General features: G+C 38.0%; 25 protein-coding genes. 9 read left to right on the top strand and 16 right to left on the bottom strand.

Features of this window, described 5'->3' with window-relative positions:
* Nucleotides 1-134 precede the first annotated feature (134 nt).
* Entirely contained in the window at nucleotides 135-440 is a 306-nt protein-coding gene (locus HDE70_RS16485) for a DUF6660 family protein (RefSeq protein WP_183868195.1), read from the bottom strand.
* A gap of 120 nt (nucleotides 441-560) precedes the next feature.
* On the opposite strand from HDE70_RS16485, the gene HDE70_RS16480 reads away from it, so the two are divergent.
* Both HDE70_RS16480 and HDE70_RS16475 read left to right on the top strand, forming a co-directional pair.
* A complete protein-coding gene (locus HDE70_RS16480; protein ID WP_183868194.1) occupies nucleotides 561-1,853 on the top strand; it encodes an NRAMP family divalent metal transporter in 1,293 nt (430 codons plus the stop codon).
* Between the two features lie 36 nt (nucleotides 1,854-1,889).
* Nucleotides 1,890-3,698, top strand: a complete 1,809-nt coding sequence (locus HDE70_RS16475; RefSeq protein ID WP_183891269.1) for a mechanosensitive ion channel family protein — start codon at nucleotides 1,890-1,892, stop codon at nucleotides 3,696-3,698.
* Between the two features lie 65 nt (nucleotides 3,699-3,763).
* Here HDE70_RS16475 and tssD (HDE70_RS16470) read toward each other — a convergent pair whose 3' ends face one another.
* The 12 genes from tssD (HDE70_RS16470) to HDE70_RS16415 form a co-directional block, all read right to left on the bottom strand.
* Nucleotides 3,764-4,159 (bottom strand): type VI secretion system tube protein TssD, encoded by a 396-nt coding sequence (gene tssD / locus HDE70_RS16470; RefSeq protein WP_068395965.1) that lies wholly within the window; start codon nucleotides 4,157-4,159, stop codon nucleotides 3,764-3,766.
* Nucleotides 4,160-4,276: 117 nt separating this feature from the next.
* Nucleotides 4,277-4,672, bottom strand: coding sequence for a type VI secretion system tube protein TssD (gene tssD, locus HDE70_RS16465; protein ID WP_183868192.1), 396 nt, complete (start codon nucleotides 4,670-4,672; stop codon nucleotides 4,277-4,279).
* 109 nt (nucleotides 4,673-4,781) lie between these two features.
* Nucleotides 4,782-5,177, bottom strand: coding sequence for a type VI secretion system tube protein TssD (gene tssD, locus HDE70_RS16460; protein ID WP_084359035.1), 396 nt, complete (start codon nucleotides 5,175-5,177; stop codon nucleotides 4,782-4,784).
* Nucleotides 5,178-5,213: 36 nt separating this feature from the next.
* Nucleotides 5,214-5,609, bottom strand: coding sequence for a type VI secretion system tube protein TssD (gene tssD / locus HDE70_RS16455; RefSeq protein WP_183868191.1), 396 nt, complete (start codon nucleotides 5,607-5,609; stop codon nucleotides 5,214-5,216).
* A 123-nt stretch (nucleotides 5,610-5,732) separates the two neighbouring features.
* The gene (locus tag HDE70_RS16450) at nucleotides 5,733-6,302 is read right to left on the bottom strand and encodes an NAD(P)H-dependent oxidoreductase (protein ID WP_183868190.1); all 570 of its coding nucleotides are present in this window, start codon (nucleotides 6,300-6,302) and stop codon (nucleotides 5,733-5,735) included.
* Between the two features lie 171 nt (nucleotides 6,303-6,473).
* Nucleotides 6,474-7,868, bottom strand: coding sequence for a DUF5458 family protein (locus tag HDE70_RS16445; protein WP_221270696.1), 1,395 nt, complete (start codon nucleotides 7,866-7,868; stop codon nucleotides 6,474-6,476).
* Nucleotides 7,869-7,902: 34 nt separating this feature from the next.
* On the bottom strand, nucleotides 7,903-8,349 hold the full coding sequence (locus HDE70_RS16440; protein WP_183868189.1) for a hypothetical protein: 447 nt from the start codon (nucleotides 8,347-8,349) through the stop codon (nucleotides 7,903-7,905).
* 75 nt (nucleotides 8,350-8,424) lie between these two features.
* Nucleotides 8,425-10,941 carry an ATP-dependent Clp protease ATP-binding subunit gene (locus tag HDE70_RS16435; RefSeq protein ID WP_183891268.1) on the bottom strand — a complete coding sequence of 839 codons (2,517 nt, stop codon included), beginning with the start codon at nucleotides 10,939-10,941 and terminating at the stop codon, nucleotides 8,425-8,427.
* 11 nt (nucleotides 10,942-10,952) lie between these two features.
* The gene (gene tssR / locus HDE70_RS16430; RefSeq protein WP_183891267.1) at nucleotides 10,953-13,313 is read right to left on the bottom strand and encodes a type VI secretion system protein TssR; all 2,361 of its coding nucleotides are present in this window, start codon (nucleotides 13,311-13,313) and stop codon (nucleotides 10,953-10,955) included.
* Between the two features lie 5 nt (nucleotides 13,314-13,318).
* Nucleotides 13,319-14,269: a PKD domain-containing protein gene (locus tag HDE70_RS16425; RefSeq protein WP_183868186.1), complete on the bottom strand. Its 951-nt coding sequence runs from the start codon at nucleotides 14,267-14,269 to the stop codon at nucleotides 13,319-13,321.
* Nucleotides 14,270-14,308: 39 nt separating this feature from the next.
* The gene (locus HDE70_RS16420; RefSeq protein ID WP_183868185.1) at nucleotides 14,309-14,806 is read right to left on the bottom strand and encodes a type VI secretion system transmembrane protein TssO; all 498 of its coding nucleotides are present in this window, start codon (nucleotides 14,804-14,806) and stop codon (nucleotides 14,309-14,311) included.
* 2 nt (nucleotides 14,807-14,808) lie between these two features.
* Nucleotides 14,809-15,330, bottom strand: coding sequence for a hypothetical protein (locus tag HDE70_RS16415; protein ID WP_183868184.1), 522 nt, complete (start codon nucleotides 15,328-15,330; stop codon nucleotides 14,809-14,811).
* A gap of 149 nt (nucleotides 15,331-15,479) precedes the next feature.
* On the opposite strand from HDE70_RS16415, the gene HDE70_RS16410 reads away from it, so the two are divergent.
* Both HDE70_RS16410 and HDE70_RS16405 read left to right on the top strand, forming a co-directional pair.
* Nucleotides 15,480-15,914 (top strand): GPW/gp25 family protein, encoded by a 435-nt coding sequence (locus tag HDE70_RS16410; RefSeq protein WP_111635340.1) that lies wholly within the window; start codon nucleotides 15,480-15,482, stop codon nucleotides 15,912-15,914.
* A gap of 162 nt (nucleotides 15,915-16,076) precedes the next feature.
* Nucleotides 16,077-17,930, top strand: coding sequence for a type VI secretion system baseplate subunit TssF (locus tag HDE70_RS16405; RefSeq protein ID WP_183891266.1), 1,854 nt, complete (start codon nucleotides 16,077-16,079; stop codon nucleotides 17,928-17,930).
* Between the two features lie 18 nt (nucleotides 17,931-17,948).
* Here HDE70_RS16405 and HDE70_RS16400 read toward each other — a convergent pair whose 3' ends face one another.
* On the bottom strand, nucleotides 17,949-18,887 hold the full coding sequence (locus HDE70_RS16400) for a type VI secretion system baseplate subunit TssG (RefSeq protein WP_183868182.1): 939 nt from the start codon (nucleotides 18,885-18,887) through the stop codon (nucleotides 17,949-17,951).
* A gap of 117 nt (nucleotides 18,888-19,004) precedes the next feature.
* Between HDE70_RS16400 and HDE70_RS16395 the strand changes: the two genes are divergently transcribed.
* From HDE70_RS16395 to HDE70_RS16385, 3 genes are all read left to right on the top strand, one after another.
* Nucleotides 19,005-19,898 carry a TssN family type VI secretion system protein gene (locus tag HDE70_RS16395; RefSeq protein WP_183868181.1) on the top strand — a complete coding sequence of 298 codons (894 nt, stop codon included), beginning with the start codon at nucleotides 19,005-19,007 and terminating at the stop codon, nucleotides 19,896-19,898.
* Nucleotides 19,899-19,908: 10 nt separating this feature from the next.
* Nucleotides 19,909-21,066 carry a hypothetical protein gene (locus HDE70_RS16390; protein WP_183868180.1) on the top strand — a complete coding sequence of 386 codons (1,158 nt, stop codon included), beginning with the start codon at nucleotides 19,909-19,911 and terminating at the stop codon, nucleotides 21,064-21,066.
* Nucleotides 21,067-21,297: 231 nt separating this feature from the next.
* Nucleotides 21,298-22,113, top strand: a complete 816-nt coding sequence (locus HDE70_RS16385) for a sterol desaturase family protein (protein WP_183868179.1) — start codon at nucleotides 21,298-21,300, stop codon at nucleotides 22,111-22,113.
* Between the two features lie 36 nt (nucleotides 22,114-22,149).
* Here the strand turns inward: HDE70_RS16385 and HDE70_RS16380 are convergent, their stop codons facing one another.
* Entirely contained in the window at nucleotides 22,150-23,718 is a 1,569-nt protein-coding gene (locus HDE70_RS16380) for a serine hydrolase (protein WP_183868178.1), read from the bottom strand.
* Between the two features lie 234 nt (nucleotides 23,719-23,952).
* Here HDE70_RS16380 and HDE70_RS16375 point away from each other — a divergent pair, with 234 nt between their 5' ends.
* Both HDE70_RS16375 and HDE70_RS16370 read left to right on the top strand, forming a co-directional pair.
* Complete coding sequence (locus tag HDE70_RS16375; RefSeq protein ID WP_183868177.1) at nucleotides 23,953-24,366, top strand: EamA family transporter; 414 nt, start codon at nucleotides 23,953-23,955, stop codon at nucleotides 24,364-24,366.
* 63 nt (nucleotides 24,367-24,429) lie between these two features.
* Nucleotides 24,430-25,437, top strand: coding sequence for a YncE family protein (locus tag HDE70_RS16370; RefSeq protein WP_183868176.1), 1,008 nt, complete (start codon nucleotides 24,430-24,432; stop codon nucleotides 25,435-25,437).
* 240 nt (nucleotides 25,438-25,677) lie between these two features.
* Here the strand turns inward: HDE70_RS16370 and HDE70_RS16365 are convergent, their stop codons facing one another.
* Nucleotides 25,678-26,220: a hypothetical protein gene (locus HDE70_RS16365; protein WP_183868175.1), complete on the bottom strand. Its 543-nt coding sequence runs from the start codon at nucleotides 26,218-26,220 to the stop codon at nucleotides 25,678-25,680.
* Nucleotides 26,221-26,263 lie beyond the last annotated feature (43 nt).

Genomic DNA, 26,263 nt, shown 5'->3' with positions numbered 1-26,263 from the left:
TTATTTATAATGAGATATCAAAGAATAATTCCCAAACGGAACAACCTATCCTTTGATAAAAGCATTGATGGAATTATTAAATAATAATAATGACCTATAGCATGCACAAAGCATGTATAGAAAAATGAAGATGGTTAAGAAATCAATTGTGGGGGTTGCCAGATCGGAAGATCAACAGCAATAAACTTTCCGGTTAAATGTGCAGCAAATGCAGGCAAATGGTCAGCAAACGGAGTAGAAATTACTAAAACATCTTTAATTACAGACGCCGTAGAACAGCAGGCACAATTACAGAAAGGACTGCAATTATCATTATTTCTTTCTGAATGATGTGCTTTTTCAATGTTGACACTACCATTCAAACCGGCTACAGCATCCCCACATGGCACTAAATTAAGAGCCAGCACTAATACAATCCCTATGAATGATAATAATCTCATATAACTGAGCCGAAGGTAATAAAGAAATCAGCTAATTACCTAATTTAATCAAACTATGCAATCCGATTGCAGCCTGTACAATCCAATAAATAAGTATATTTATAAGATACATCGCTCTATATGCAGATTCCTGAAACACCAAAACCACGTAAAAAGAAATTCTGGAAGTTCTTAACGGTATTAGGCCCCGGTTTAACCACTGGCGCGGCAGACGATGACCCCTCAGGAATTGCAACCTACTCTCAAACAGGTGCACAATTTGGCTATGGTCAATTGTGGACGGCACTTTATATGCTCCCATTTATGATTGCTGTGCAGGAAGCCTGCGCCAGAATAGGGATGGTTAAGGGAAAAGGGATTGCGGCCGTAGTCAAAGAACATTACAGCCGGCCGGTGCTCTATGCGGTAGTAGGTTTGGTAGTCGTAGCCAATACCATAAATATTGGTGCAGATATTGGCGCAATGGCCTCAGCAGCACAATTATTAGTACCCGTACATTTTGTTGTCCTCACCCTGCTTTTCACCACTATCATTTTAGTACTGGAGATTTTTACCAACTATAAAGCCTACTCCAAAATACTTAAATGGCTTGCAATCTCTCTGCTTGCTTACCCTATTACGGCGTTTATAATAGATCAGCCCTGGCCAACAGTTTTAAGAGCGACTATTATTCCTCACTTTGAATTTAACTTCGCTTTTGTATTTATTATTACCGGAGTTCTGGGTACAACCATTTCACCTTATATGTTCTTTTGGCAAGCCTCACAAGAAGTAGAAGAAGAGACTGGCAGACATCCTATAAAAAATGGGAGGCTAATTAGCTGGCAACGCATCAGAAACATGCGTATTGATAACCTGACAGGGATGATCATCTCTGAATTTACAACCTGGTGCATTTTATTGGTAGGTGCGACCGTCTTACACGGAAGTGGTGTAAAGGATATCAATACCGCAGCAGATGCGGCAAGGGCATTAGAACCTTTAGTCCATTCTTTTCCTAATTCAGGATTTCTGGCCAAGTTAATTTTCTCCATTGGTATAATTGGTTTAGGATTGCTTGCTGTTCCAGTTCTTTCCGGATCAGCGGCTTATGCAGTAGCTGATGCTTTTGATTGGAAAGCTAGTTTAAATCTCAAATTAAAAGGTGCACATGGCTTTTATGGAGTAATTATCATTTCTACCCTGATAGGTTTAGCTATTAATTTTGTAGGTATCGATCCTGTAAAAGCACTTGTTTATGCAGCGGTATTAAACGGCGTGGCAGCTGTACCTTTGTTATTTTTGATTGGCAGAATAGCCATGAGCAAAAAAATTATGGGTGATTACAAAAGTGGTTTGTTATCTAATATTTTAGTCTGGATCACCTTCATTGCGATGGGAGCTGCCGCAGTTGCTATGTTTTATACTATTTAGGTATATTTATCCTGTTGACTTAGTGCTCAAATCTATATGAACCGAATTAAAGCCCTTCTTTTTAGTATTGTAACCGTATGCGCATACACTACTCACGCACAAGACATCCAGGATACCGTAAAAAAAGATCAGCAGAATATTAATGAAGCTTTATTACTCAAAGATCAACAGCAACAAAAAATTGATTCCCTTGTCAAAATTCAATTAAAAAATGAACTTCAATCTGCGGCCGGTAACAGTAAAAAAACCATAGAACTTGAAAATAAACTCAGGCAGATTGCTATCAGTGATTCCCTGAGGAAAATTCATCAGCTGGAAAAAATACAGGCACTGAAGAAGAATGCGAAAGGATACCCGGTGATCTTAAACACAGATACTTTATTCTATATCTATGTCAGAACAGGATCTTTTACCGCACAGGAACGGGCAGATGCGATTTCAAAAAAGATAGAGAAACTCTATGAAGATCCATTTTATAAGGCAGATTCGCTCGCTGTCAGTCCAAATGAAGATAGTTATGATTTAGCTTATAAAAACAGTGACATCCTGATGTCTGTAGGAAATCTTGATGGTTTATGGTTTGCAAAAAGTAATGCCCAGTTAGCCAAAGAGTACCTGCAAAGAATCAAGCAAAGTATTGAAGCAGAAAGGAAGGCAAATAGCCTGGTTAACTGGCTGAAAAGAGTTGGACTTGTGCTGCTGATTATTGCCTTGCTGACAGTAATCATTTCGGTTATTAATTTCCTGTTTAAACGTACAGCTACATTTCTATCCTCTAAAAAGGAGAATTATCTCCGTATGTTAAAGATCAGAAATATCAAAATCTTCACGCCCGAACATTTTGAAAATGCGCTGCTTAAAATAAATAACGTTCTGCGCATTGTAGTTATCATTTTGATTATCTACCTGTCTCTCCCCCTATTGTTCAGCATTTTTCCTGAAACTGAAGCCTGGACAGGTACACTACTGGGCTGGATTTTAAGCCCGATGAAAGCTGCACTAAATGCAGTAGCACATTATCTTCCCAACCTATTCACTGTTATTGTAATTTGTTTGATTTTCAAATATGTGATCCGCGGAATCAAGTACTTTTTCTATGAAATCAAACTCGGCGAAATCCAGGTTCGCGGTTTTCACTCAGACTGGGCTATCCCTACCTTCAATATTCTGAAATTTGTGCTCTACGCATTTATGCTGATCCTTATTTTCCCATATTTACCAGGCTCTGGTTCTCCGGCATTTCAGGGGGTATCGGTATTTTTGGGTATTCTGATTTCACTGGGTTCTTCAAGCGCAATTACCAATATTGTGGCAGGCCTGGTGATTACCTATATGCGCCCTTTCAGAATTGGTGACCGCGTTAAAATCGGGGATGTTGTAGGAGACGTACTGGAAAAAACAATGCTGGTTACCCGGATCAAGACGATTAAAAACGAAGACATTACAGTTCCTAACTCTATGGTACTTTCCAGCAGTACGATCAATTATTCAAGTCATACAAAAAAAGAAAGCCAGGGGCTAATTGTACACCAGACGCTTACCCTGGGTTATGACATTCCTTACACCGATATTTATGGGATGTTAACCAGAGCTGCGTTAAAGACTGAATATATACTGGACGATCCAAAACCCTTTGTATTGCAAACCAGCCTCGATGACTTTTATATTTCCTACCAGATCAATGCTTATACCAAAGAAGCCAATAAACAGGCTCTCATTTACAGTAAGCTCTTTGAAAATATTCAGAATGAATTTAATGCAGCTGGCGTAGAGATCATGTCACCACATTACCAGGCCATGAGAGACGGAAGCCCCCCGGCTATGCCGCCTGCCGAACAGAAATAGAATTAATAAATCGTTTTTTATAAATAAGGCCATCATACCCGGGCATGATGGCCTTAAAGAAAAACTTAAGCCTTTGGCCAGTCGTTCGTATGTTCTGCATTCCCAAGCTTCAGCTTGCGCGCAGACAGTACAAAACTTAAAGTCATTGGTGTTTTATCATTTACAGCTATTCCTTCATTATATTGAATGATATAACCATCTTCGAATGATAATTCTTTCATCTTTGCATCCTCTTCGCCCTTTTTGAAGACGATAGTTCCAGACAAAGCTTTATATTGGTTATTCACCATTGATTCAATGATCGATGTATCCTCAGTTGATTCGATTTCAACATGGATTGTTCCCCCATACACACCTGACGAAGGACGGCCCTTAGCGTCTACATCTCTATTTAATGAAAAACTGCATTGCAGTACATCGAACTCTTTTGATCCAAGAGTTAATCTGGTTTTAAAAGCCATGGTAATGTTTTATTGTAAAAATTTGTTAATTGATTAACGCAATAAAATTGAGAAATCTGTATAAATATCGCAATTAGGATATGATATACAAAATGAGCTCAGAATTTTAGCGGTTAATTACGCTTTAGGCCAGTCATTTGTATGCTCTGCATTGCCTAGCTTTAATTTACGGGCAGAAATCTGGAATTTCAGTGTCATCGGGCTATCTCCGGTAATTCTGATTCCTTCGGAATACTTTACAATGTACCCATCTTCAAAATGAACCTCTTTCATCTTTGCATCCTCATCAGCTTTTTTAATCAGTAATACACCGGCCAGCGGTTTATACTGATTGTTGACCATTGCTTCTACAATAGAAGTATCTTCCGTTGATTCGATTTCTACATCGATTGTACCACCGTATACACCAGAAGAAGGTCTTCCTTTTGCATCTACATCACGGTTCAGGGAATAAGCACAATGAAGTACGTCGTACTCCTTGCCCGAAAAGGTTAATCTTGCTTTGAAAGCCATAACTTTAATTTTTGGGTGAATTTTTAGAATTTACTATAAAGACTATATAAAAAAGTCTGCCGGCAACCTAAGCTGCGGCAGACTCCATTTTAATAGTTAAAATATTTAATTAAGCTTTAGGCCAGTCATTTGTATGTTCGGCATTACCGATTTTCAACTTACGTGCTGAAATTACAAAACCTAAAGTCATTGGTGTATTGTCGTTAACGGCAATTCCCTCATTGTACTGGATGATATAACCATCTTCGAATGACAGTTCTTTCATCTTTGCATCTTCTTCGCCTTTTTTGAAAACGATTGTTCCCGAAAGTGGCTTATACTGGTTGTTCACCATAGATTCAATCACTGAAGTATCTTCAGTTGACTCCACTTCAAGATGGATAGTTCCACCGTAAACTCCTGATGATGGACGGCCTTTTGCGTCTACATCTCTGTTTAATGAATAGCTGCACTGCAACACATCGTACTCTTTAGAACCTAAGTTCAATCTGGTTTTAAACGCCATGATAATTTTTTTTAAATGTTAAACGGTCAATTACAATTAAGCCTTAGGCCAGTCATTAGTGTGCTCTGCATTACCCAGTTTTAATTTACGGGCAGAGATCTGGAATTTCAAAGTCATTGGATTATCTCCAGTGATATTGATTCCTTCTGAATACTTAACAATGTATCCGTCTTCAAAATGAACCTCCTTCATCTTTGCATCTTCATCAGATTTTTTGATGAGCAAAGTGCCGGTTAAAGGTTTGTATTGATTGTTTACCATTGCTTCAACAACTGAGGTATCTTCGGTAGACTCGAGTTCAATATCGATTGTTCCACCATACACTCCGGAAGAAGGTCTTCCTTTTGCATCCACATCACGGTTTAGAGAATAGGCACAATGAAGTACATCGTACTCCTTGCCCGAAAAGTTTAATCTTGCTTTGAAAGCCATAACTTTTTGTTTTAGGGTTATTATTTATAATTACTAAGACAATAGCAAATAGTTTGCCAAATCACCTTATTACCAACAAGATAATAAATAATTCCAGATAAACCCGCAAAAAGCGCTTTATGGTTAAATAATCTTCGATCCGAAGGCTTCCAGCTTCCTTAACCACTTCTTACTGTACTCATTATCCAGCGAATACAACTGCCCGATCGTGTTGGTTAAGACCGGATGGAACCGGCAATTTTCGAAAACGTTCCTTTTAATAGACAGGTAAGTAATTTTCTTGTCTTGTTTCCAGTACTCAAAAGTTTCCTGGTCAAGAATAGAAACGATCCGTGCAGATTTGCCACTAAAATTATTGTTGACTTTCTGCTGCGAAGGATGAAAAACCTGGTCAGGCATAAATAACCTGTCAAAGAATCCTGTAATCCTTGTAGGAATAGATGATAAATACACGGGACAAAACAAAACCACATGATTTGCCCATAAAATTAAATCAAGCGCACGTTTTAAATCAGGTTCCAGTTCAGTTACCCGGTTATTAAACTGCTTATTTGAATTAAAGATCAGATCAACAATAGCAATCTCTTTAATATGTGCGCCAGCTTCTTTAGCGCCCTTAACATATGCCTGGATCAAATAACTTGTAGCAGCAGTTTTTTCAGGATCACCATTTATGATCAATAGTTGTTTCATTTATTTGCGGGCCTATGTAAGAATCAATTGCTAAAATATGAAGAAATTGTTAAGCGAGGAAATGTGAACCGATATATAAAAAAATATCCGGACAGATTATAGCAATCTGTACCGGATATTTTTAAAAACAAGTAAATATTCCGTTACCACAAAGCGGCAACTTCCTATTTTTTATTGCTGTGCGTATTCTGAACTCCAGGTTGTTTCTTCATCCTCCCCTTTTTGCCCATCAAGCTTCACTACGAAACTTTTCGCCGGAAAATAAGGAGTGATGTGGATATCCAGGTGAATTTTATCTTTCTGTAATTCATCACGCTCAAAACGCATAATTTTAAAACGCTCAATTAAACGCTCAGGGCCCTGAATACCATCCAGGAACTTCACAATCTGTCCACGCAGATCCTGCTCAGTCTTAGAAGTCCAGTTTTCAAAAGCTCTTCTGTTTAAGAAATCAAAGAGTACTTTAGTTACATAATCAAACACACGTACTACAGAATAAGTCTGTAAACCAATGTTATCACCATTGAACAATGTTTTCGCAGAAAAAGCCATTACCTTTCCGTACTCATTCACCATTGGTACTAAACCAATACGTTCCAGGTGAGAAATTTCACTCTTTTTAAGGTCAAACTTAACTCCATCCACATCATTGATCGCACCATGTTTCTTACCAGCAGTTACCTGTGACATCAAAGTATAGTACATTTTTCCAGCTAAAGCAGCTGAACCCGGAATCGTTAAATCATCTTCCTCACCAACCTCACTCACTTTACCCCTGCCTACTAACCAGTTACAAGTCATAATTACGTTCGATCTGAAAGCATCAGCACCTGTTAAATTAGCAGCAGTAAATAAATCAATCACATCATCAGGCTGATCCAGATCGGCAAAATCAGTCACTAACATCGCTTTATTCTCATAAGCCACCTTACCCCACTTCTCTACCACTTTATTAGAACCCATATAACCAGGGATAACCATTAAAGAGTAATTCTCGCGTAAATCAAGACGGTCATACTTTTGTTTCAGCTCATCGCTCACATAATCTACAAATCTTGGATTGTCCAGATCTTTAATCTGATCCATAGAAGCATTCAGCAAGACTACATTTTTCAATTTATCTGCCTCAGTATTCTGATAGAACAAATTCACAGAACGGTAAGCCTGCTCCAGTTCCCTGGTACTTTCCAGCGCTGAAGCTATATTTTTATTCAGGTTTTCTTCTGCGGCCAATAACTTCTCTGTACTTTTTGTCGTCATAGAAGCTACAGAATCAGAGTCTTCCAATACATCAATCCACAACTGGATTTTCTTCTTTAACTCTTCTCTTTCTTTTTTCTTTTCATCCCCTGTCAGGAAAATCTGTTTTCTTGCTTTTCTTTCAGGGTTTAAATTTTGTAAACCATCAACAGTTGCTTCCAGTAAATCGAAACCACCAACTCTTGCTAATTTATCTAAACTCTCCTGGAGAGACAGTTTCCCCTTTTCTTCTTCTTTTTCTGCTGGCTTGTAGCCCGCAGCCTGGGAGTTATCTTGTGTTATTTTTTGTTCTTCTGGAGTTGCCATAATATATTTTATAATCTACCTATGAATACCTGATCTATTTGTTCTCTTCTAACTCAGCTACGAAATTCTTCAATGCACTGATAAACGCATGTTTTGTTTCCGCATCGTCCAGCGTAGATTTTAATGTCTTATTGGATTTCAACTGTTTAATCACATTTAAAGACATCTCACGCTCAATGTTTATATTATTCAGGTGTGTACTTTGGTTAATAATACTTTTAACAGAGAAATCCCCAAGGTTATTGAAATGCAGCGTTTCTGATACAGGCATACCATCCTGACGCTCAAAACCTACATTAACTTTAGGTTTATAATGATTAAAGACCTCCTGTACAGTTTTTAAACCCTCTACTTTTTCAGGTTTGATCGGTTCATTATCTGTTAATTTTTGTATAAAAAGTGTTTTATTATGGGCGATATCTGCGAATGCTTCCGAAGTATCTACTTTTCTTTCGTTTCCGCCAATTTCATAGTTAAACATAGTATTGATATTTAAGGGTTTAAGATCTATTTACAATAAAAATATTGAATTTAATTTTATAAAACAGTAATAATTCTATAATTCGTTTTCTAATTCAGTAACAGGAGTTTGTTCAATAATCTCCCACTCCAGCTTTTCTTCTGTTTCATGCTTTTTAATCACAATCGTACTGCCTTTTTTCAAAGCACCAGAGATAATATATTTCGAAATTGGTCTTCTTAACTCATTCCGTATTACACCAGATAATTGTCTCGCCCCGTACTTAGGCGTAAAGCCACTCAGTGCCAGCATTTTCGTTGCCTCTTCTTCAATCTCAAAAGCTATGCCTTGTTTGTGTAAAGCATCAATTAAACTTTTTAGCTGAATCTCGAAGATCCTGACTACATTGCTCTCATTGATCGGCGCAAAAGGTACAATCTCAGACAAACGTGCTAAAAACTCAGGTCTGAACTGACGTGCCATAATCTCCATTAACTGCTGCGAAGTCGGGATGATTCCCTGTGCGACCTGCTCAGAGATCCACTCACTTCCAATATTAGAAGTAAATAAAATCAGCGAGTTGGAGAAGTCTCCTTCTTTACCCAGCCTGTCATGCATATGCCCTTCATCCAGAATCTGTAAGAAAGTATCAAATACCGAAGGATGGGCTTTTTCAATTTCATCAAATAATAGCACAGAATAAGGCTGCTCTCTGATTTTGTTTACCAGCATACCACCTTCTTCATAACCCACATATCCCGGAGGCGCCCCATACAGCAAAGCCGCAGAATGCTCTTCCTTAAACTCAGACATATCAAAACGGATCATTGCTTTTTCATCATTGAATAAGAATTCAGCAATAGACTTGGCCAGCTCTGTTTTACCCGTTCCCGTTGGCCCCAGTAAAAAGAAAGAACCAATAGGCTGACCTTTTTTGTTCAACCCGCTTCTTGACTCAAGGATCGCATCAGAAACAGCCTTTAAAGCCTGGTCCTGTCCAACAACCCTTCTTTTCAGGAAAGCCTCCATGTTCAGCAGCTTTTCTTTCTCCTGCGCCTGGATTTTACCAAGCGGGATACCTGTTTTATAAGAAACAATAGAAGCAATGTCCTGTTTGGTTACTTCGTCCGACTTCCTTTCTGTCAGCACTTTTAATGCATCCAGATTTTTAGCAATATACTGATGATACTCATCAGCGGTCTCAAAAGCCTCTACCTGCGTTTCATCTGTCAGCTGTCCTAACAAAACCGGGCTTACTTTATCCTGTAACTGGTTATACAACCATTTATAATCCGTCAATTCAGTGACTTCATCAATATCAGACAACTCTAACTCAGCCAGCGTCTGCGTTAACTCTTCCAGTACCTTCTCTGAAGTATCATTCATCATTTTCATGGCCGCCATAGAACGGTCCAGTAAATCGAAAGCAGAATCCGGAAGCCTGCGGTCTTTCATATAGCGTTTCGCTAAACGCACACACTCAGGGATCGCATCCGGCTGAACTTTCAGCTGATGATGCTCCTCATATTTAATTGTTAGTTTTTCCAGCATTTTAATCGCTGAAGCCTCGTTAGGTTCATTCACCTGCAAAACCTCAAACCTTCTGCTGAAAGCCTGTTCCGGCTCTATAACTTTCCGGTATTCATCGATTGTTGTTGCACCAATTACGGTAATTTCACCCCTTGCCAGTTCAGGCTTCAGTAAATTACCTACCCCACCACCAATCGGGCCTTTATTATCTAATAAAGTATGAATCTCATCAATGAACAATACAGCCTTATCAAATTGCTTGATCTCTTTTAAGATATTCTTCAGACGATCCTCAATTTCTCCCTTATAAGAAGCTCCGGCAATCAGAGAACCTAAATCCAGTTCAAAAAGCTGAACCCCTTTCAATAACTCAGGAACGTTATCAGCAATGATGTCCTGCGCAAAACCATCTACCAACGCTGTTTTACCAACGCCTGCATCACCAGTAATAATCACATTCGGTTTAGTTCTGCGGCAAAGGATTTCCATGATCATTCTCGCTTCTTTGTCCCTGCCAATAATCGGATCTGTTTTACCATCAAGTGCAAGTGCAATCCGGTCAATGCAATACTTATGTAAAGCAGTTGTTCCGACCCCACCCTTTGCACCTTTTCCACCTCCGGAAACCGGTGCCACTACAGCCTGTAACTCTTCATCCTTTAAATAGAGATCCAGCAATTCCTTTTCCTTGATCGGGAATGACTTCAACTGATCCGGCTTAAAACCTACCGTAGGCTTACATAAAGCAGTAAGCACACAAACAGGTGTAATTAAATCCAGTCCAAGTTTGATCCTCACCAAATCAGCTTCTTCAAAAACCTTTGCAATCTCAGGACTGCCTTTTACTTCCTCCTGCGAAGACGAAGTCTTTTCCAACTCTTCAATTCTTACTTCAGCCCATTCACTGATATATTCCTCATCTTTTCCAATAGAAGATAAAAAACCTCTCAATCCAACTTCCTTATGCATCAACCCTTTTAAAAGGTGAGCAGCAGTAAATTCAGGATTGCGGTATTCTTTAGCGAGGGATTGCGCGACCCTGATCGCTAGCTTTACTGATTCACTAATGTTTGTAAGACTCATAATATCTGATACTAAGGTGTTTCTTTCACTGCATTTTCATTGGCAGCGGCCTGCACAAAATTCTTCTCCGTGATATAGTAGTAAGTTTTTCCGTTGGAAATAAATTGCTGACCAATCTGTGTTCCTCTTTTAATCTGCTCATTAGAATTGATCAGGAATTTAATATAAGCCTCAAAATCTGCCTGCGGCATTTTGCTCTGGCTTCTTAAATCACCAACCGTATATTTATTCAGCAAGTCATTTGTAACCGGCAAACCTGTTACCGTTTTCAGATATCTGGCTAAAGTCATTGGTTTAATGTGACCTTTTGAAATATCCACATCTAATAAATTACGTAGAATATTAAAATAGTTTTTCTGTAATTTCTTTCTGAAAGAAGACTGATCAGGCTGAAGGTTCTGTCCGATCATCAGGGAGAAAATATCACCAATCTGCTTGTACTCCATCGTATTCAGGATCAATGCATATTGCAATAAATCTTTATTTTTCGATACGATATCTGAATGCACACCAGCAGTCATGTAATATTTAAAACCATTGTGCGGCATTTTATCAGCTACTTCCTCACCCACAGGTGCACTCAGCTGGCTTTCCACAATCGGAGATAGATTTTTACGCTCAATTCCGGTTAACCTGAAAGCACTGTCCAGAGAACTCACCTGGTTATTGATATCCATGTCTGTCTCTTTAATGAAACGTCTCACCGCAATATTCATAGACTCCGCTGAATTTACAGAACCCTTGGTCGGGAAAACTACCCCACCCTGAATTAAACTGTTTTTTGGATAATCCAGGTAATAAGAAATTGAATCCAGCTGACTTGTATTGTAAGCCTGTGTATTGTTCAGCCCCTCACCCTTTACTAAAAATCTTTTCTTTTTATCTGCCGAATAAACTGCGGATTCAGAAACCAGTTTCTTAGACTGTAAGACGAAATTATTGAACAACTGATCATAATCACTGTACAACTGTATCGCTAATAACCTTGCATCTGCACGTGCAAACTCTTCAGTCAGCTGCGTTAAACGATAAGACGAAGAAGTCTCATTTCCGGTACTACCGATCAATACAATCAGGTTCGTTTCATTTTTATGGTTCTTAAGCAGATTTAAGCCCGCTCTTATGCCATCATAAACAGGTTCAGCAACGATTCTTCCATTGTATCTTTCCGTCCGCTTAGCCTCCGTAGAAAGAAAGCTCATTAATTTCCTGTAATCAGGAGAGATCGCGGGCGTACTTAATGTTCCGGCTGCCTCATTTCTATAAACTACTGCACCGTAACTTACCTTGTGTTTTTTACCGTAATCATTAAAAATATTCTCGAAGGATTGAATCGTGTTCGTTAATCCAGCAAAATAACGTGACATCGGACTTCCGCCGTCTACCACAAAAATCACATTGATCTGGTGGATATTTTTCCTTAACTCTAAATAAGTCAGGTAAGATAACGTTGCCCCATTGATCGTAATCAGTTTATTATTTGATTTATTATAAACATCACTGGCTACCCCTAAAGTATAATTTCCGGCCCCATCATCATTCACCACAGGAGAACTTCTCAGAATAATATCATTTGCAGATAAAAGCGGGTCCATATGTACGCCAGTAAGCGCTAAAGCAACCGAATCACTCTGGTCATAAGAATCAATCTGTTTTGGTGTGATATATAACCTGTCACCCCAGCTATGTACCGCATCAGAAGCGATCCAGCCATAAATACTTTTAGCAGCACTATCAGTGACCAGCTGATCTTCATTTCCAATCAGGTATTTTTTACCATCCTCAGATTTTTTAAAGATATAATTAAGCTCATGTAACCTTACTTTAGTTACTTTCTTTTTAAGCTCAGGAGAACTGTAAACGAAAGCAGAATCCGTATTGTCATAATAGAATTTAGACTCTGTCATCGGTACTTTACCCGTCACAATAGCAATCGATTTTTCCGGATAGCCTGATTTCTGATTAGAATAAGACCGTTGCCATAACAACATTTTTGACTTGGGAATCCAGCCATAGCTGATTGCGCTTTTCTTATCATTGATCTTTCTGCCCCTGATCATGCCAGCCTTATATTTAATCAATTTTAAATATCCGTTTTCATCTTTAGAAACATAAAAAGGCTCCATAAAGTTTAGCTTCTTCATGATCAGGCTTCCGCCAGGTGCGGTAGTAGTATAATTTTCATCTCTGTCTGAGAAAACTATCCACGGTAATTTGGTTCTGCCTCCATCTTCACTCAGGTTGGTTAAAGCAGATGGTTTCGCATAAGCCTTAGGCATGTATTTCACTTTCTTTCCAAAAGCTGCCGGCGATTGTGCCATGACAAAAGCAGTTTGGGCAATCAATATAGAGAGGGATATAATTCTTTTCATAGTGGTTATTTTTTTACTGTATTGGCAGAATGTTGTTTGATATTTAGCAGAGTGGCACAAGTTGAATTAGGGCTGATCGTCAATTGAGCTTCATCAACAACGATTTCACCCCCGAAAGTCAGTCCCATACAATAAGAATAAAAATCACTTGATTTTTTAACCCCATTCTGATCAACCGCTACAGTAACCTTTTCATTGTTACACATATACCTGCGGATCAGGTAGTAATAATTTGAATTGAAATCTGCCCCATTTGCAATTGCCTGCAAACGTGCCCTGATATCATCAATCACCTTTTGTTCCCCTTCACCAGGTACCACCATATCGGTATCCAGTTCTGCATTTGGGTCTGTAATAAAAATAGTGTGATAAATAGGTCTGTGGCTTCTGTCAGTTGTTAACTTCACCATGAATTTACCAGGCGTATGAAAAGTGTATAAAGCAGTTCTTCCTTTCACATCTACCCGGTTGGTTTCTCCGAAAGACCACTCAAACTGATTGGCCTTTCCTTCGGCCTCCACCCTGACCTCTTCATTGACCACTCCTGATGTTGGCCCGCTGATCGTGACCATGGTGTCCAGAGCAGCAATTACCGTATCTCTTACCGTAACAGGGAATTGTTCCTTTAACTCTCCATCAACAGTTAACCTGATAATATAAGAACCCGCCTTATTATAGCGGTAACTTCCGTTTTGTGTAGTTAATTTTGCTCCGTTACCAAATTCCCAAAGCCATTTTTTTGCGCTTCTGGTATTATCGGTAAATACGAGGTCTTCATTCAGGTACATTTCATCTTTCAGAATTCTCGCATCAACGCTGCGTTTATCAAAAAAAGAGCTTTTTAATAAGAAGATAAGTGCAGCAATAATCAGGATTGCAATAAAAATATACAGGAAGATGTATCCCTGTGAATTACTGCTTACTGATTTTCCATTCGTAGTATTAGTGTCGGCCATAGGTTTATATTTTGTTTTTATTAATTCAGTTCGGGTTGGTTATCTCTGGTTCGGCTGGCTGCCCATGGTTTGTCTGAGCTGGCGGGTAGATAACTTACAATCTTCTAAAGATTTGTTCAATTTGTCTATATCCTTGTTATTTCCTTTAAGTTCTCTTCTGTTATAAAACAAATCACTGTAAAGCTGAGAAGCCTGTAAAAATGTTTTGTAACGTACATCATATGCTTTACGCTCATAATTCGATTTAATAGAAGCCATCGAGTTCTTGATATCATTCTCCAGAAATACAGCCTGTACCCCGGGATCAAAAGTCATAATGTCTTTATAAGTAGTATCAATTGTAGCGCGCTGTTCTTTAACTGTAGCTTCAAATTCAGCATTCTGTTCCAGTTTATCAGCAAGATCCTGCTTGGAAACTACCCGGCCACTACCATAATCGTAAAACAAACCGAAGCTTAATAATGCGGTGGTAAACAGAAATATCCCTATAAAAAAAAGGAATTGATCTCTTCGTTCTTTTATACTTAATTTAATCATAATTACCTAGTAAACCTTCCCCCTCTTATTTTTTTAGCGGCATTGTTATTCGTTTTGAAACAAGCATCCAATTGTGTTTTTACATTTTCAATCTGAAATCTCGTGGTAAACAGTGAATCCTGGATTCCTGCCATCTGGGAAACATCATCAGTCATTTTTTTATACAAAAGGAAACTGCTGACTGTCGTCTTTTCTTTTTTAATGATGTCTTTGATTTTGAAATTTGTATTTTGAATATCTTCAAGCATGATCGCCTGATTATTCATCTCCTCAGAATTGATGGAGGTGTATTTGGAAAGTTGTTTGAACCTTAACAGGATCATATCAAATTTAGTATTGATATCTTTCCGTTTTGACAGCAGCTGTTCTGTTTGCTTTACTTCCTTCTCCAAAAGTTCGTACTCAAATCTGGACGCTGCAAAAAACAGGTAAACGCAGATGACGGCGAAAATGGTTAGGGAAATAAAATTAAAAATAAAGAGCCGGTATGACTTGTTCAGTTCCTGAGCATTGATAGGTTTCATCAGAAGTATATTAGATTCGAGAGGTTTAAGATTTTAATTATAGTAACATGTTTATTGAAATTCTGTTAGTATTATATTCCAATATATAAATTTTGGACGTAATATTGATTAACCATTTACCAATTATTGTTCCATTTAAGTAGTAACTGATGTCAGATTTCTTATACAACAAACCATTTCGATTAAAAAATATTCTCGAGAACAAAGACCTTACAGAGGCCGATTTAGGCAAGTCTATCTCTCAGAATATAGAGTTAATTATTTTTACCAGATATGGAGAACACAGGCATAACAGGAACTTTGGGTGCGAAATATGGGATTTAGACTTCGAATTAATAGTAAGTGAAACAACCTGGGAAGAAAAGTTCAGACAATCTTTACTCAGATCTATTACCGAATATGAACGCCGCCTGTATCAGGTTGAGGTTGAAATCAATATGACCGAAGTAGAAAAGAAATTTTCTCTCAGAAATGTTACAGAAATCAAGAAAAAAGTAGATATTTCTATCTGGGGAAAAATGAATATTACAGGAGAAAAATATTATTTTAACACTGGCTTATTCTTAAGTCCACTTTCAAGCTAGCTATAGTGTTCTATTTAAAGGAAACACTGAACTAATTTATATACAGCACACTACATCACAAATCTGTTACAATACGATAAAAACAGGACAACATTACTGTTTTAAATTAAATTACTTAAGCTTACACGATCTTTACCATTACAAAGCACAACCAAACGCTAAATGAAGAACATATTTTACTCCTCCAAAGACGAAATAAGAAACAGGATTTTAAAAAATGCATTGGATTACTGGGGTATAAAAAACACAAATGACTTTGATCCGCTGGTTAAATTGCTGATTGAAGCATTAAGCACAGAACTTTTCAATGTTTCGAATGACGTAAAAAATCTGGAAAACCGGATTCTGGATCGTATTTCCCGAATTTTAGCTTCAGATACCCTGACCTCTGCCCTTCCTGCACATGCTATATTACATGCACGTGCTATTGAACCCATAGAGACAATTGATACCAAAACGCAATTCTTCTTTAGAAAAAGGCTGAAAGATAAAAGTGAAAATAGCGGTGAAAACACATCAGATATCTTTTTCAGCCCTTTAAAAGCCGTTAAAGTATTTCATTCAGAAATCGCTTATCTGGCCAATGGGAGTAATATATTTAAGATTGATGCACAGCACAATAAGACTTTGCTCACCCATAGTAATCCCGGAGAAGGCCTGGAGAAAAACACCCTCTACATCGGCATTGAAAACCCACCAGCAGTAAACCTTTTGCCCGGACTAAGTTTCTATTTTGACTGGCGTAATTATGCTGTCAATGATAGCGTATACGACCTTATTGCCCTATCCAAATGGTTTTTGAACGATCTGCCGGTTAATCTTTCTTTAAATAAATTCTACGTCGAGCCAGAACAAAACAGGCAGTCCCCCTTTGATAATCAGGATGTTTTAAACCTGATTACGCAAGACGTTACCGCTTTCTACGCGAATAGGTTCCTGACCGTTGACGAGGAAAACATCTTTCCACATCAGCCTTATCTTCAAAATTACCCGAAAGAATTTGATATTGTATTTCAAACAGGCAGCCTGACCAGCTTTAAAAAGCCAATTCTATGGTTAAAAGTCGTTTTCCCTGCTGCAATTAATGAAGCCATGCTCGATGAATTGCATGTTTCCATCAATGCCTTTCCAGTGGTCAACAAAAGGATACATGACTTTAAGCACCGGCTGAAAATGATGACCAATATTATGCCCATCAAACTTCAGGATCATGATCAGTTCCTTTGTGTAGATTCCCTGACTGATAAAGCAGGAAACTATTACACTGAAATTCCGCATAGCCATGACGATGATGCGAATGCAGGTTCATTTTCAATACGTTACGGAGGATCAGAACGCTTTGACAATAGAAATGCAAAAGAAATTGTAGACTATCTGTTTGAACTGCTGAGAGACGAGAAGGCTGCATTTTCTGCCTATGGGTCTGATTTTCTGAACAGTTCTTTAAAAGAACTGGAACAAAATATCTCTATCATTGAACAAAAGACAAAAGCACAGCTGATTACCATTAAAGAACTGCTGAATTATATCATTGTCAAACCCTTAAACAATGCAGATATCCTGTTTCTTGAATTCTGGTCAACGAATGCAGAAATGGGCAATCAAATCAAATCCGGGAGTCACCTGCAATCTTTTGAAAGCAGTAAAACAATACCCGAAAGCCTGTTTTTATTAAGTAATACCAAAGGAGGAAGATCCAGATTAAATGCAACTAACAGGGTTCAGGCCTATAAATACGGGCTCACAACGGGCAACAGGCTGGTTACCCAATCGGACATTATTAACTTCTGCTTTTTTGAATTAGGGAACAAGATCAAGACTGTAAATATCCGCAAAGGACTGATGCCCGCACAAAATCCAAAAGAAGGCTTTCTTAAAACTACGGACATTATCATTACCCCTGCGCAGCAGAACGAGCTCAATGAAGAGGAATGGAAATCTATGCTCAGCTTAACTAAATCCAAGCTGGAAATCCGCAGCACGATGAATATTCATTACAGGCTTTTACTGAGTTAAAAAGAAAGCGATCCTGGGTTAAAGATATACAGTATAGCCTAAATAGGAATTATTGGTATCTGCGCCCAGTGATCCCACCTGGTTTCGCTCGCCGGCTATTAAATTTGTAGTCACTTCAGTTTCAACAGGCACCAGATAAGATACGGCCAGATCTATTAAATGCGCATGCGCAGTGCCCGGCATAAAATTAACCAGCTTATTGATGTCCGCAGGCCCCACATTGATAAACACCTGTTCCTCATCACTTAAAAAGCTGCTGCCGATAATAGAGTTTATTCCCAAAGCTCCCGAGCCCAGCCTGAATTGCAACCCTTCATCAATTGGTGAAGGCTTCACATTTGTACTTTTTAAAACCGCTTCTACCGGAACTTTAAAAAGAACAGTTAACAGTTGTCCGAGAAATTTCAGGTCATTCCTTTTCTGATGGATCACCGGCAAAAAATGCATCCAGATTATACTTTGTTCTTTATCAAGCAATTCGAACTCTTTCCAACCCGCAGCAAAGATATTCGTCAGGTCGTTGTAAGTTGTCCTTTTATCCAGCCTGTTTTCATAAAGCTGCAAAACTGTTTTAAGATAATTGACCTCCGCCTCAAAGGGCATGAAGAACTTTCTGGCATCCTTTTCCTCTGTCCGTCTAAGGCGTACATCTTCCACCATTTCCTCTTCAGACATGCCTGCACTACCCGTTGGCGGCGTATGGAACAGTCCTTCGGGCAGCATATCATAAAAACCCTCCTGGTTAACCTCTATAGTTAAACAGTCCTTGCGTTTACTATCCGAATAATAAAATGAATGGTTGCTGATATCCTTCGCATAAGCCCGTTGTTTTGCACCTACAGGAAGTACTGCAATCTGATCAGTGTGAAAGTCACCATTCTCTATTAACTCTGCAACTTTTGTGATAGCTTCAAAATCAGTATTGAGATCATTCCTTAAATGCAGCCTCTGTTTCATATATTTATTTACGGTATAATTAAACTAATATACACTAATAACTATACCATTCTTATTTTGATAGATTTAAGGTATTATATTTGTTAACAGTTAAACAAAAACATCAAGTACAATTTAATGGACGTTCAATCATTCTTTATCCGATATTTATTATTCCCTTTAATATTTGTTGTATCCGCTGCGCTGCTCTCAATTGTAAATAAGAAAAATCAATTTCTTAATAACAAAAGACTGATCATTGGCATCCTCGTATTAAGTTTAGTACTTGCCCTTCCCGGCTTTCTTGGCTTTCTGAGCTTTGATTTTATGCCCTGGGGATATATTATCTGTCAAATCTATTACCTGATGACCGGTACTTTTTTTGTTTACCTGTTCACGAAAAAATATCCAAAAGAGCTGCTGGACAGAAAGCTTTTTATTGTATTCGGCATATTAGTCGGTTCACTGCTTAGCTTTTATTTGTTTCAGCTGGCCTTCAACTGGCTAAGTGATATTCACTTCGGTCTGTGGGCAGCAACCAGTATTCTGACCTTTATTGTCCCTTTACTTTTCTGGTGGGCCTATGTTGCGCTGATCAGCATCCCTACAGAGATTTATAAAATCTGGCAATATCCTTCCACCCCGATCAATATTGATATGGATCACCTGGATTTTGACCGTATGCTTGTACTGGAACTGGAATTGTATAAAAACACCAGTGATCCTGAGCCTTTACGTGTTAAAGCTAAAGCGCCGGAAAATATGATATTCGGTAACTGGTTTTATAAATTCATTGAAGATTATAACCTTAAATTCCCTAAAAGCCCTGTTAAATATATCGGCGAAGATGGAGAATCTTATAAATGGATATTTTTTATCAAAACATCCTTCTTCAAGAAGAATATTTTCATAGATCCAGACCACGACATTGTCAATAACCGCATTACAGAGAAAGTTACTATTTACGCAAAAAGAGTATCTGAAAACGCCAATAAGCCCGAAACAATCGGAGACGAATCTATTTTCATCTAATTAAAACACTATGATTTCACCATTAAAATACAAACCCGTTAACTGGGTGGATGGGATGAAACTATCAAGCAGCCATTTTGTTGCTACCGATCAGTTTAACCAGGACTTTGTGAGAGATGCCAACTCGATATCGCTCAACAACTTCAATTATGGTCTGCTTCCCCCCTTTGCTGGCGAGCGTGTATCACATGATATAGAAATCTCAGAAAAGGCCACAAACCATATTGAAATCAAAGTAAGGCATTGTAATGCAATTACTGCCGAAGGATGCAGGATTGATATTCCGAATACCTCAAACTATGATAATCAGCTTTCTTACAGCCAGTTTTTCAGCAATGAGAATACTGATTATTCTAAAGTTGCGATTTATAACATTCTGCTGCTGGTGAATCCTTTTGACAGAGTGCCTTCAGGAACTCCCGATCCACAGGATAACCCGCCAAGATATCCCGACATCAGCAAAAAATATAGCATATCAATTCTTCCGGCAGCTGAAATGACTCCGAATGCAACTGATAACTATCATTTGACTATCGGACAGTTTGTACTGGAGAATGGCAGGATTTCTATCAACGCCAGTTATATTCCACCAAGCAGCTCTATCGTGAGCCACCCGGGCCTGATCAGATATTATGAATCGTTCAGTACACTGATCAATGATCTGCAATTAGCGGCTTTTAAAATCATCGATAAAACTGCTGCCAGAGATTCTATTACCCCTCTTGGAAAAAACATTCGCTTACTGTCTGAAAAACTGCTGGACTATATTGCCCAGATCTTTTTCAATTACAGGAACCTGGGTTATCAGCAGTCACCTGTTTATATTGTAGGTTACTGTTCAAACCTGGCGCACGTATTTTTCACGGGCATCAAACTGATCGAGCCTAAAGAAAGAGAAGAAATGCTGAAATATTTCTATGAATGGCGTGATGTCACTCCCGGGAATTTTGAAGAATTGCTGGCGCGTAATATCGAAATGATCTATGACCACCAGAATATCCACGCTTCGATGTCAACCATTGAAGAATTCTTAAAAGTAATGGTTGCACTCTGGAATAAACTAAGCATGCTTGAATATATCGGGCAGCGAAAAGAAAATATTGTGGTTGCAGAACAGCAAATGGTACAGCAGGTTCAAACCAAAAGAACCTGGACTTTACTGGACTAAACTCATTTTCAAATAAAAAAAGGCTATTATCTTTCTATTAGATGATAGCCTTTTTTGTTTAAAAAACATCCTTATTTAATTGCTTCCGCAATAGCATCACAAAATCTGAATTAATCGATTTTAATCGCCTTTTAATGTGGTGGTAAAGAAACATGTTATAACTTTAGTTTTGCTACAGTATTGAATCCTATTCTTGTTTATATTAAATTTAAAATTCATAACCACCACACCATGAACACGATATCCTCCATGCTAAATGATCATGGAACACTCATACAAATCATTTTATACCTTGTAGTTATCGTTTCTATCTGGCTTGCAGAATTCAGAGTGGCCTTACATTCCCTAAAAGAGAAATGGCAACATACTTCCATTAACCTGATGTTTATCCTGACTGCCCTTCCAATTCAGCTCGCTATGACCGTTCTGGTAATCTTTGTTTCAGGCTGGGTCACCCTGCATCACTGGGGAATTTTATACTTGTTGCCACATAGCCAAAGTGCATGGATAAAATACGTTGCTGGTTTCTTTTTAATGGACTTTTTCGAATACGTTTATCATGTGATTATGCATAAAGCCGGCCCGCTCTGGAATTTCCACCTGGTTCACCATACCGATATAGAAATGGATGTGTCTACTACTGTAAGGGAACACCCCGGAGAGACTTTTGTCAGAGTATGTTTTCAGGTGATCTGGGTATTTCTTGCCGGAGCTTCTATCGGCCTGCTTTTACTAAGACAAACCGTACAGACCTTTGCAAATTTAATTGCACATACTTATTTGCAGTTACCTGCTAAAACTGAAAAGATATGTGGTTTATTATTTATCACCCCTAACCTTCACCATGTACATCATCACTTTGAACTGCCTTATACAGACTGCAATTATGGCGACGTATTCAGTATCTGGGACAGGTTATTTGGTACATACAAGGAAATGAAGGCAAGCGAGATTAAATTTGGACTGGACGTATACCACGGCCACTCTCCTTCAAACTTTCTTCAATTGATTAAATTCCCATTTTTCAGGAAAAATAAACCAAAATAAGCTTAAGGGAGTTTTGACAACTCCCTTAAGCTTATTTTATTCAGGAGCTTTAAGCTGTTTAACATCTTCCACTCTGGCAAATAAAAATGGTTTTAATTTACTTTCAAGCTGAGCTTCAAAACCATCAATATTTCCGGATAAATTCATATGGAATTGCAGATTAAAACCAGCATACCCTGTAGTGATATTCACCCCATCTTTAGGGTCTTTATCAAACAACTCAAAAATATCGTAATTAGCATGTCTTAACCAATAAGTACGGATTTTGCTCTTTGCAAACAGGGAATCGTTCTGCACGTAGATCTTCATTGTACCATAAGCAGGATGAGTATAGCTTCCGGCAAAATCTTTTAGCGCATGCGTGGAAGGGTTATGCTGAGTTTCTATTGCTTTTTTCTTTTCCTTAGCGCTGGCCAGCTCTGCTTTATCCCGTTCACTTTTAATTTTGCTATTCCAATCCTGATATTTTAGATGGAGTAGTCTGTCAACAATTATATCTTTCACTATAACCGGTACTTTTGAACCATGCTGATTACTAAGTACGACAACGCCTATACTATCTGCCGGAAAAAAGGAAGAAATGGCTGAAAACCCATCAATATTACCACCATGTTCCACCCGGTAATGTCCTTTATAAGAATCCAAAAACCAGCCAAAGCCATAGTTTCCGAAATAAGTGTCTAAAGATCCCTTTTCTGGTAATGCCCCTTCAACAATAGCCTGTGAACTGATGGCCTGGTTGCGGAAGTCTTCAGGAATAATTTCTTTGCCTTCATATTTTCCATTATTGATCCAGGCAATCAGCCATTTCGCCATGTCATTCACATTACTATTAATAGCACCAGCGGGCGCCATACCGTCAATATTGTAATAGTCCAGTTTATCTAATGTGTTATCCGGTTTTACCCCATATCCAGTGGAAATCTCTTCACTTTTTAACAGCTCAGGTATGCTGACATTTGAATGGGTCATGCCCAGGGGTATAAAAAACTTCTCTTTGATATTATCTCCCCAGCTTTTACCGGTTAATTTTTCAATTAAAGCCCCCTGTGCCATATACATAAAGTTATTGTACTGCCATTTCTCTCTTAAACCTGCATTGGGTTCCATATATTTAATACGTTTTAAAAGACTGTCTGTTGAAGACGTATTAAATAAATACCAGGACATATCAAACCTGGACAGCCCAGTGCGGTGACTCATCATATCACGAAGCGTAATATGATCGGTCATGACTTCATTATAAAACTTTAATCCGGGAAGATAATTGTTTACAGGCTGGTCAATATTTACTTTTCCCTCCTTTTGCAGCTTGCCAATCAAAGTAGTAGTAAATGCTTTTGAGCAAGAGCCTATCGCAAACAAGGTATTTGCCGTAACAGGCAGCTTCTTTTCTGCATCACGGTAACCAAAACCTCTGGCATAAATCACCTTATTTTTTTGTACAACAGCAACAGCAAAACCTGCGGCATGCCAGGTTTTAAGTACCCGCTGGAAAGTAGTATCTAACCCGTTAAAACGGCTATCTTCCTTACTAACTGGTCGCTGTGCTACAGCATTTAAAGACACTATACCTAGCAAAGCAGTAATAATTCTTAGTTTCATTGTGGGGCGTAATTGAATTTGAACCTTATAAATATAAGGTATACATTGAGAATATATTTATAAATGGACAAATAAAATAACCAAAACTAAATATTAGTTAAACTAAAATAACATGCTTTTTTCCAAAAACTCAGCTAAATGAGAGCCTCTGGTATATTAAATTCAAGTACTTTTCCCACTTCAGATTTCCTACAGACTCTGTATGTTTGTTTGCAGAAGAATAAACTAAATACTATGTGGTGGATCTATGCTTTATTGTCAGCTTTCTTTGCAGCATTGACTGCGATACTTGCAAAAATAGGGATCAAAGGCATTGATACTAATCTGGCTACGGCCATCAGAACTGTAGTTATCTTGCTATTAGCATGGGCGATTGTATTTTTCAGGAATGATCACCATGGTATAGCCAGTTTGACTAAACAAAACTGGACTTTCCTGCTCCTTTCTGGTTTAGCGACCGGACTATCCTGGATTTTCTATTTTAAAGCATTACAACTGGGTAAAGTTTCGCAGGTAGCACCCGTGGATAAAGCCAGTGTGGCGATAGCAATTCTGTTATCTGTAGTTTTTCTTGGTGAACCGTTGACAGTTAAAACTGCGCTTGCCGTGTTATTGATTATAGGAGGAACACTTATTCTTATCTTTTAAAAGAATAAGAATTACCTTCAGAATTGCTACAGACTCTATGTGTTTGTTTGTATAAAAAACATCATGAAACAGAAGGTGGCCTTAGCCTTATTACTACTCTCTTTTTGTACCCGGACAGCTTTATTTGCGCAAGCAAAAACTGGTATTCATTTATTGCAAACTCACCAGGTTAGCGGTGACGAAGGCTGGGATTATCTATTGGCAGATCATGCCCAAAACAAATTATATATTTCTCATGGTTTACAGGTGAATATTATCAATGAAACTACAGGAGATTCTATCGGTATCATTTCCAATACACCAGGTGTACATGGAATCGCTATTGTACCTGCGTTAAAAAAAGGTTATACCAGTAACGGAAAATCGGGCGAGTGTACCGTTTTTGACCTGCATACGAATGCTGTACTACGTAAAATCAAAGTCGGAGACAATCCTGATGCAATTTTCTATGATGACTTTTCAAAAAAACTGTTCGTATTCAATGGCCATAGCTTAAATGTGAGCATTATAGATCCGTTAAAGGATCAGGTAATCGCGACTATTGCTTTAGGAGGAAAACCGGAGACAGGCGTATCAGATGGCAAAGGAAAAATCTATGTCAATATAGAAGACAAAAATGAAGTAGTTTGTGTGGACGCAAGTAATTTAAAGGTAATCAAACGTTTCAAATTAACAGGTGGCGAAGAGCCTTCGGGTTTAGCAATCGACAGGCTGACTTCCCGTTTATTTGTGGGCTGCTCCAATAAAGTATTAATCGTACTGGATGCAATTACAGGTAAACAAATTACTACATTACCTATTGGCGAAGGTAGTGATGGCGTTGTTTTCGATCCGCAGCTCAAATTTGTTTATAGTGCTAATGGGGAAGGTACACTCACCGTTATTAAAGAGTTCAATGCCAACAAATTCCAGGTGCTTGAAAACGTTAAAACAAAGAAGGGTGCCCGGACAATCGCATTGGATGAAATCAATCACCATGTTTTTTTGCCAACGGCTGATTTAAAGGCCGGTGAAGGTAAAAAAGCAGCATGTATTCCAGGAACATTTAAAGTTCTGACATTCGGCAAATAACACACCAATAATCATAAACACACCAATAACAGGGCGGCCAGGTATTTATATCTTGCCGCTTTTTTATGCACAGTAAAAAAAAACGTCAGTAAAAATAAAAGCCCCTGTTAGGGGGCTCAAATGAGACTGTCCAGTTAAAACGCCTGCCATAAAGGCTGTCCAGCTTTTTCTCCTGTCTCTAATACTAATCCAAAGATAAACATAATCTTATTGTAAAAGAAATAATCTTAAAATTATTTTTCATGACTTATCATCAATTTCAATGAGTTTTTTGTTATCATATTTAAAAAGTGTTGAATTATTCCCATCTAATAAAACAGCAAACTGGCCATCACTTAAACGAAAATCATCAGAAACCATTGCTGTAAAAACAGTTACTTCATATTTATGATCTAATACATGATGAAATTCTAAAACGACATTTAATATTTCACCTGTTGTTTCCTTTCTAATCACAACTCTTACACTTCGATTATCAACTTTGATAAAATTTATAAAACTGAAATTCTTAACTTTAAATGAATAGTATATGAGGTGTTTTAAAGATTTACAGACTAATTCCTTTATTATTTCTTCATTAATCCCATGTCTTTTAATTCCATTATTATCTCCATGCTGAACTCTTATCAAGTAATGTTTGTCATACCATATTTCAACATTTAACAGTTCTGATCTATCTAAAATTTTACGGGCATTTTTAGAGCTTTTATTTTCAGAAAAAGCAAATTGATCATTTACGATTTCTCCTGTTATTTCCTTTTTAATTCTTGGTCTCTGAGTCATTTATTAAAATTACTTAAATAAATAAAATAAACACTTTAAGTAA

It is taken from the genome of Pedobacter cryoconitis, from assembly GCF_014200595.1.
Classification (GTDB): Bacteria; Bacteroidota; Bacteroidia; order Sphingobacteriales; family Sphingobacteriaceae; genus Pedobacter; species Pedobacter cryoconitis_C.
Note: the sequence above shows the minus strand (reverse complement) of the source record. Positions and strands in the feature narration are given on the sequence as shown.

What these genes read in the sequence shown, in the direction of transcription:
- HDE70_RS16375 (WP_183868177.1), top strand. Translation starts at nt 23,953, where the DNA reads ATGTGGTGGATCTATGCTTTATTGTCAGCTTTCTTTGCAGCATTGACT.
- tssD (WP_183868192.1), bottom strand. Translation starts at nt 4,672, where the DNA reads ATGGCTTTCAAAGCAAGATTAACCTTTTCGGGCAAGGAGTACGACGTA.
- HDE70_RS16400 (WP_183868182.1), bottom strand. Translation starts at nt 18,887, where the DNA reads ATGAAACAGAGGCTGCATTTAAGGAATGATCTCAATACTGATTTTGAA.
- HDE70_RS16365 (WP_183868175.1), bottom strand. Translation starts at nt 26,220, where the DNA reads ATGACTCAGAGACCAAGAATTAAAAAGGAAATAACAGGAGAAATCGTA.
- HDE70_RS16425 (WP_183868186.1), bottom strand. Translation starts at nt 14,269, where the DNA reads ATGGCCGACACTAATACTACGAATGGAAAATCAGTAAGCAGTAATTCA.
- HDE70_RS16390 (WP_183868180.1), top strand. Translation starts at nt 19,909, where the DNA reads ATGATTTCACCATTAAAATACAAACCCGTTAACTGGGTGGATGGGATG.
- HDE70_RS16480 (WP_183868194.1), top strand. Translation starts at nt 561, where the DNA reads ATGCAGATTCCTGAAACACCAAAACCACGTAAAAAGAAATTCTGGAAG.
- HDE70_RS16420 (WP_183868185.1), bottom strand. Translation starts at nt 14,806, where the DNA reads ATGATTAAATTAAGTATAAAAGAACGAAGAGATCAATTCCTTTTTTTT.
- HDE70_RS16475 (WP_183891269.1), top strand. Translation starts at nt 1,890, where the DNA reads ATGAACCGAATTAAAGCCCTTCTTTTTAGTATTGTAACCGTATGCGCA.
- HDE70_RS16415 (WP_183868184.1), bottom strand. Translation starts at nt 15,330, where the DNA reads ATGAAACCTATCAATGCTCAGGAACTGAACAAGTCATACCGGCTCTTT.
- HDE70_RS16440 (WP_183868189.1), bottom strand. Translation starts at nt 8,349, where the DNA reads ATGTTTAACTATGAAATTGGCGGAAACGAAAGAAAAGTAGATACTTCG.
- tssR (WP_183891267.1), bottom strand. Translation starts at nt 13,313, where the DNA reads ATGAAAAGAATTATATCCCTCTCTATATTGATTGCCCAAACTGCTTTT.
- tssD (WP_068395965.1), bottom strand. Translation starts at nt 4,159, where the DNA reads ATGGCTTTTAAAACCAGATTAACTCTTGGATCAAAAGAGTTCGATGTA.
- HDE70_RS16410 (WP_111635340.1), top strand. Translation starts at nt 15,480, where the DNA reads ATGTCAGATTTCTTATACAACAAACCATTTCGATTAAAAAATATTCTC.
- HDE70_RS16435 (WP_183891268.1), bottom strand. Translation starts at nt 10,941, where the DNA reads ATGAGTCTTACAAACATTAGTGAATCAGTAAAGCTAGCGATCAGGGTC.
- tssD (WP_084359035.1), bottom strand. Translation starts at nt 5,177, where the DNA reads ATGGCGTTTAAAACCAGATTGAACTTAGGTTCTAAAGAGTACGATGTG.
- HDE70_RS16385 (WP_183868179.1), top strand. Translation starts at nt 21,298, where the DNA reads ATGAACACGATATCCTCCATGCTAAATGATCATGGAACACTCATACAA.
- HDE70_RS16405 (WP_183891266.1), top strand. Translation starts at nt 16,077, where the DNA reads ATGAAGAACATATTTTACTCCTCCAAAGACGAAATAAGAAACAGGATT.
- HDE70_RS16370 (WP_183868176.1), top strand. Translation starts at nt 24,430, where the DNA reads ATGAAACAGAAGGTGGCCTTAGCCTTATTACTACTCTCTTTTTGTACC.
- HDE70_RS16395 (WP_183868181.1), top strand. Translation starts at nt 19,005, where the DNA reads ATGGACGTTCAATCATTCTTTATCCGATATTTATTATTCCCTTTAATA.
- HDE70_RS16485 (WP_183868195.1), bottom strand. Translation starts at nt 440, where the DNA reads ATGAGATTATTATCATTCATAGGGATTGTATTAGTGCTGGCTCTTAAT.
- HDE70_RS16450 (WP_183868190.1), bottom strand. Translation starts at nt 6,302, where the DNA reads ATGAAACAACTATTGATCATAAATGGTGATCCTGAAAAAACTGCTGCT.
- HDE70_RS16380 (WP_183868178.1), bottom strand. Translation starts at nt 23,718, where the DNA reads ATGAAACTAAGAATTATTACTGCTTTGCTAGGTATAGTGTCTTTAAAT.
- HDE70_RS16445 (WP_221270696.1), bottom strand. Translation starts at nt 7,868, where the DNA reads ATGGCAACTCCAGAAGAACAAAAAATAACACAAGATAACTCCCAGGCT.
- tssD (WP_183868191.1), bottom strand. Translation starts at nt 5,609, where the DNA reads ATGGCTTTCAAAGCAAGATTAAACTTTTCGGGCAAGGAGTACGATGTA.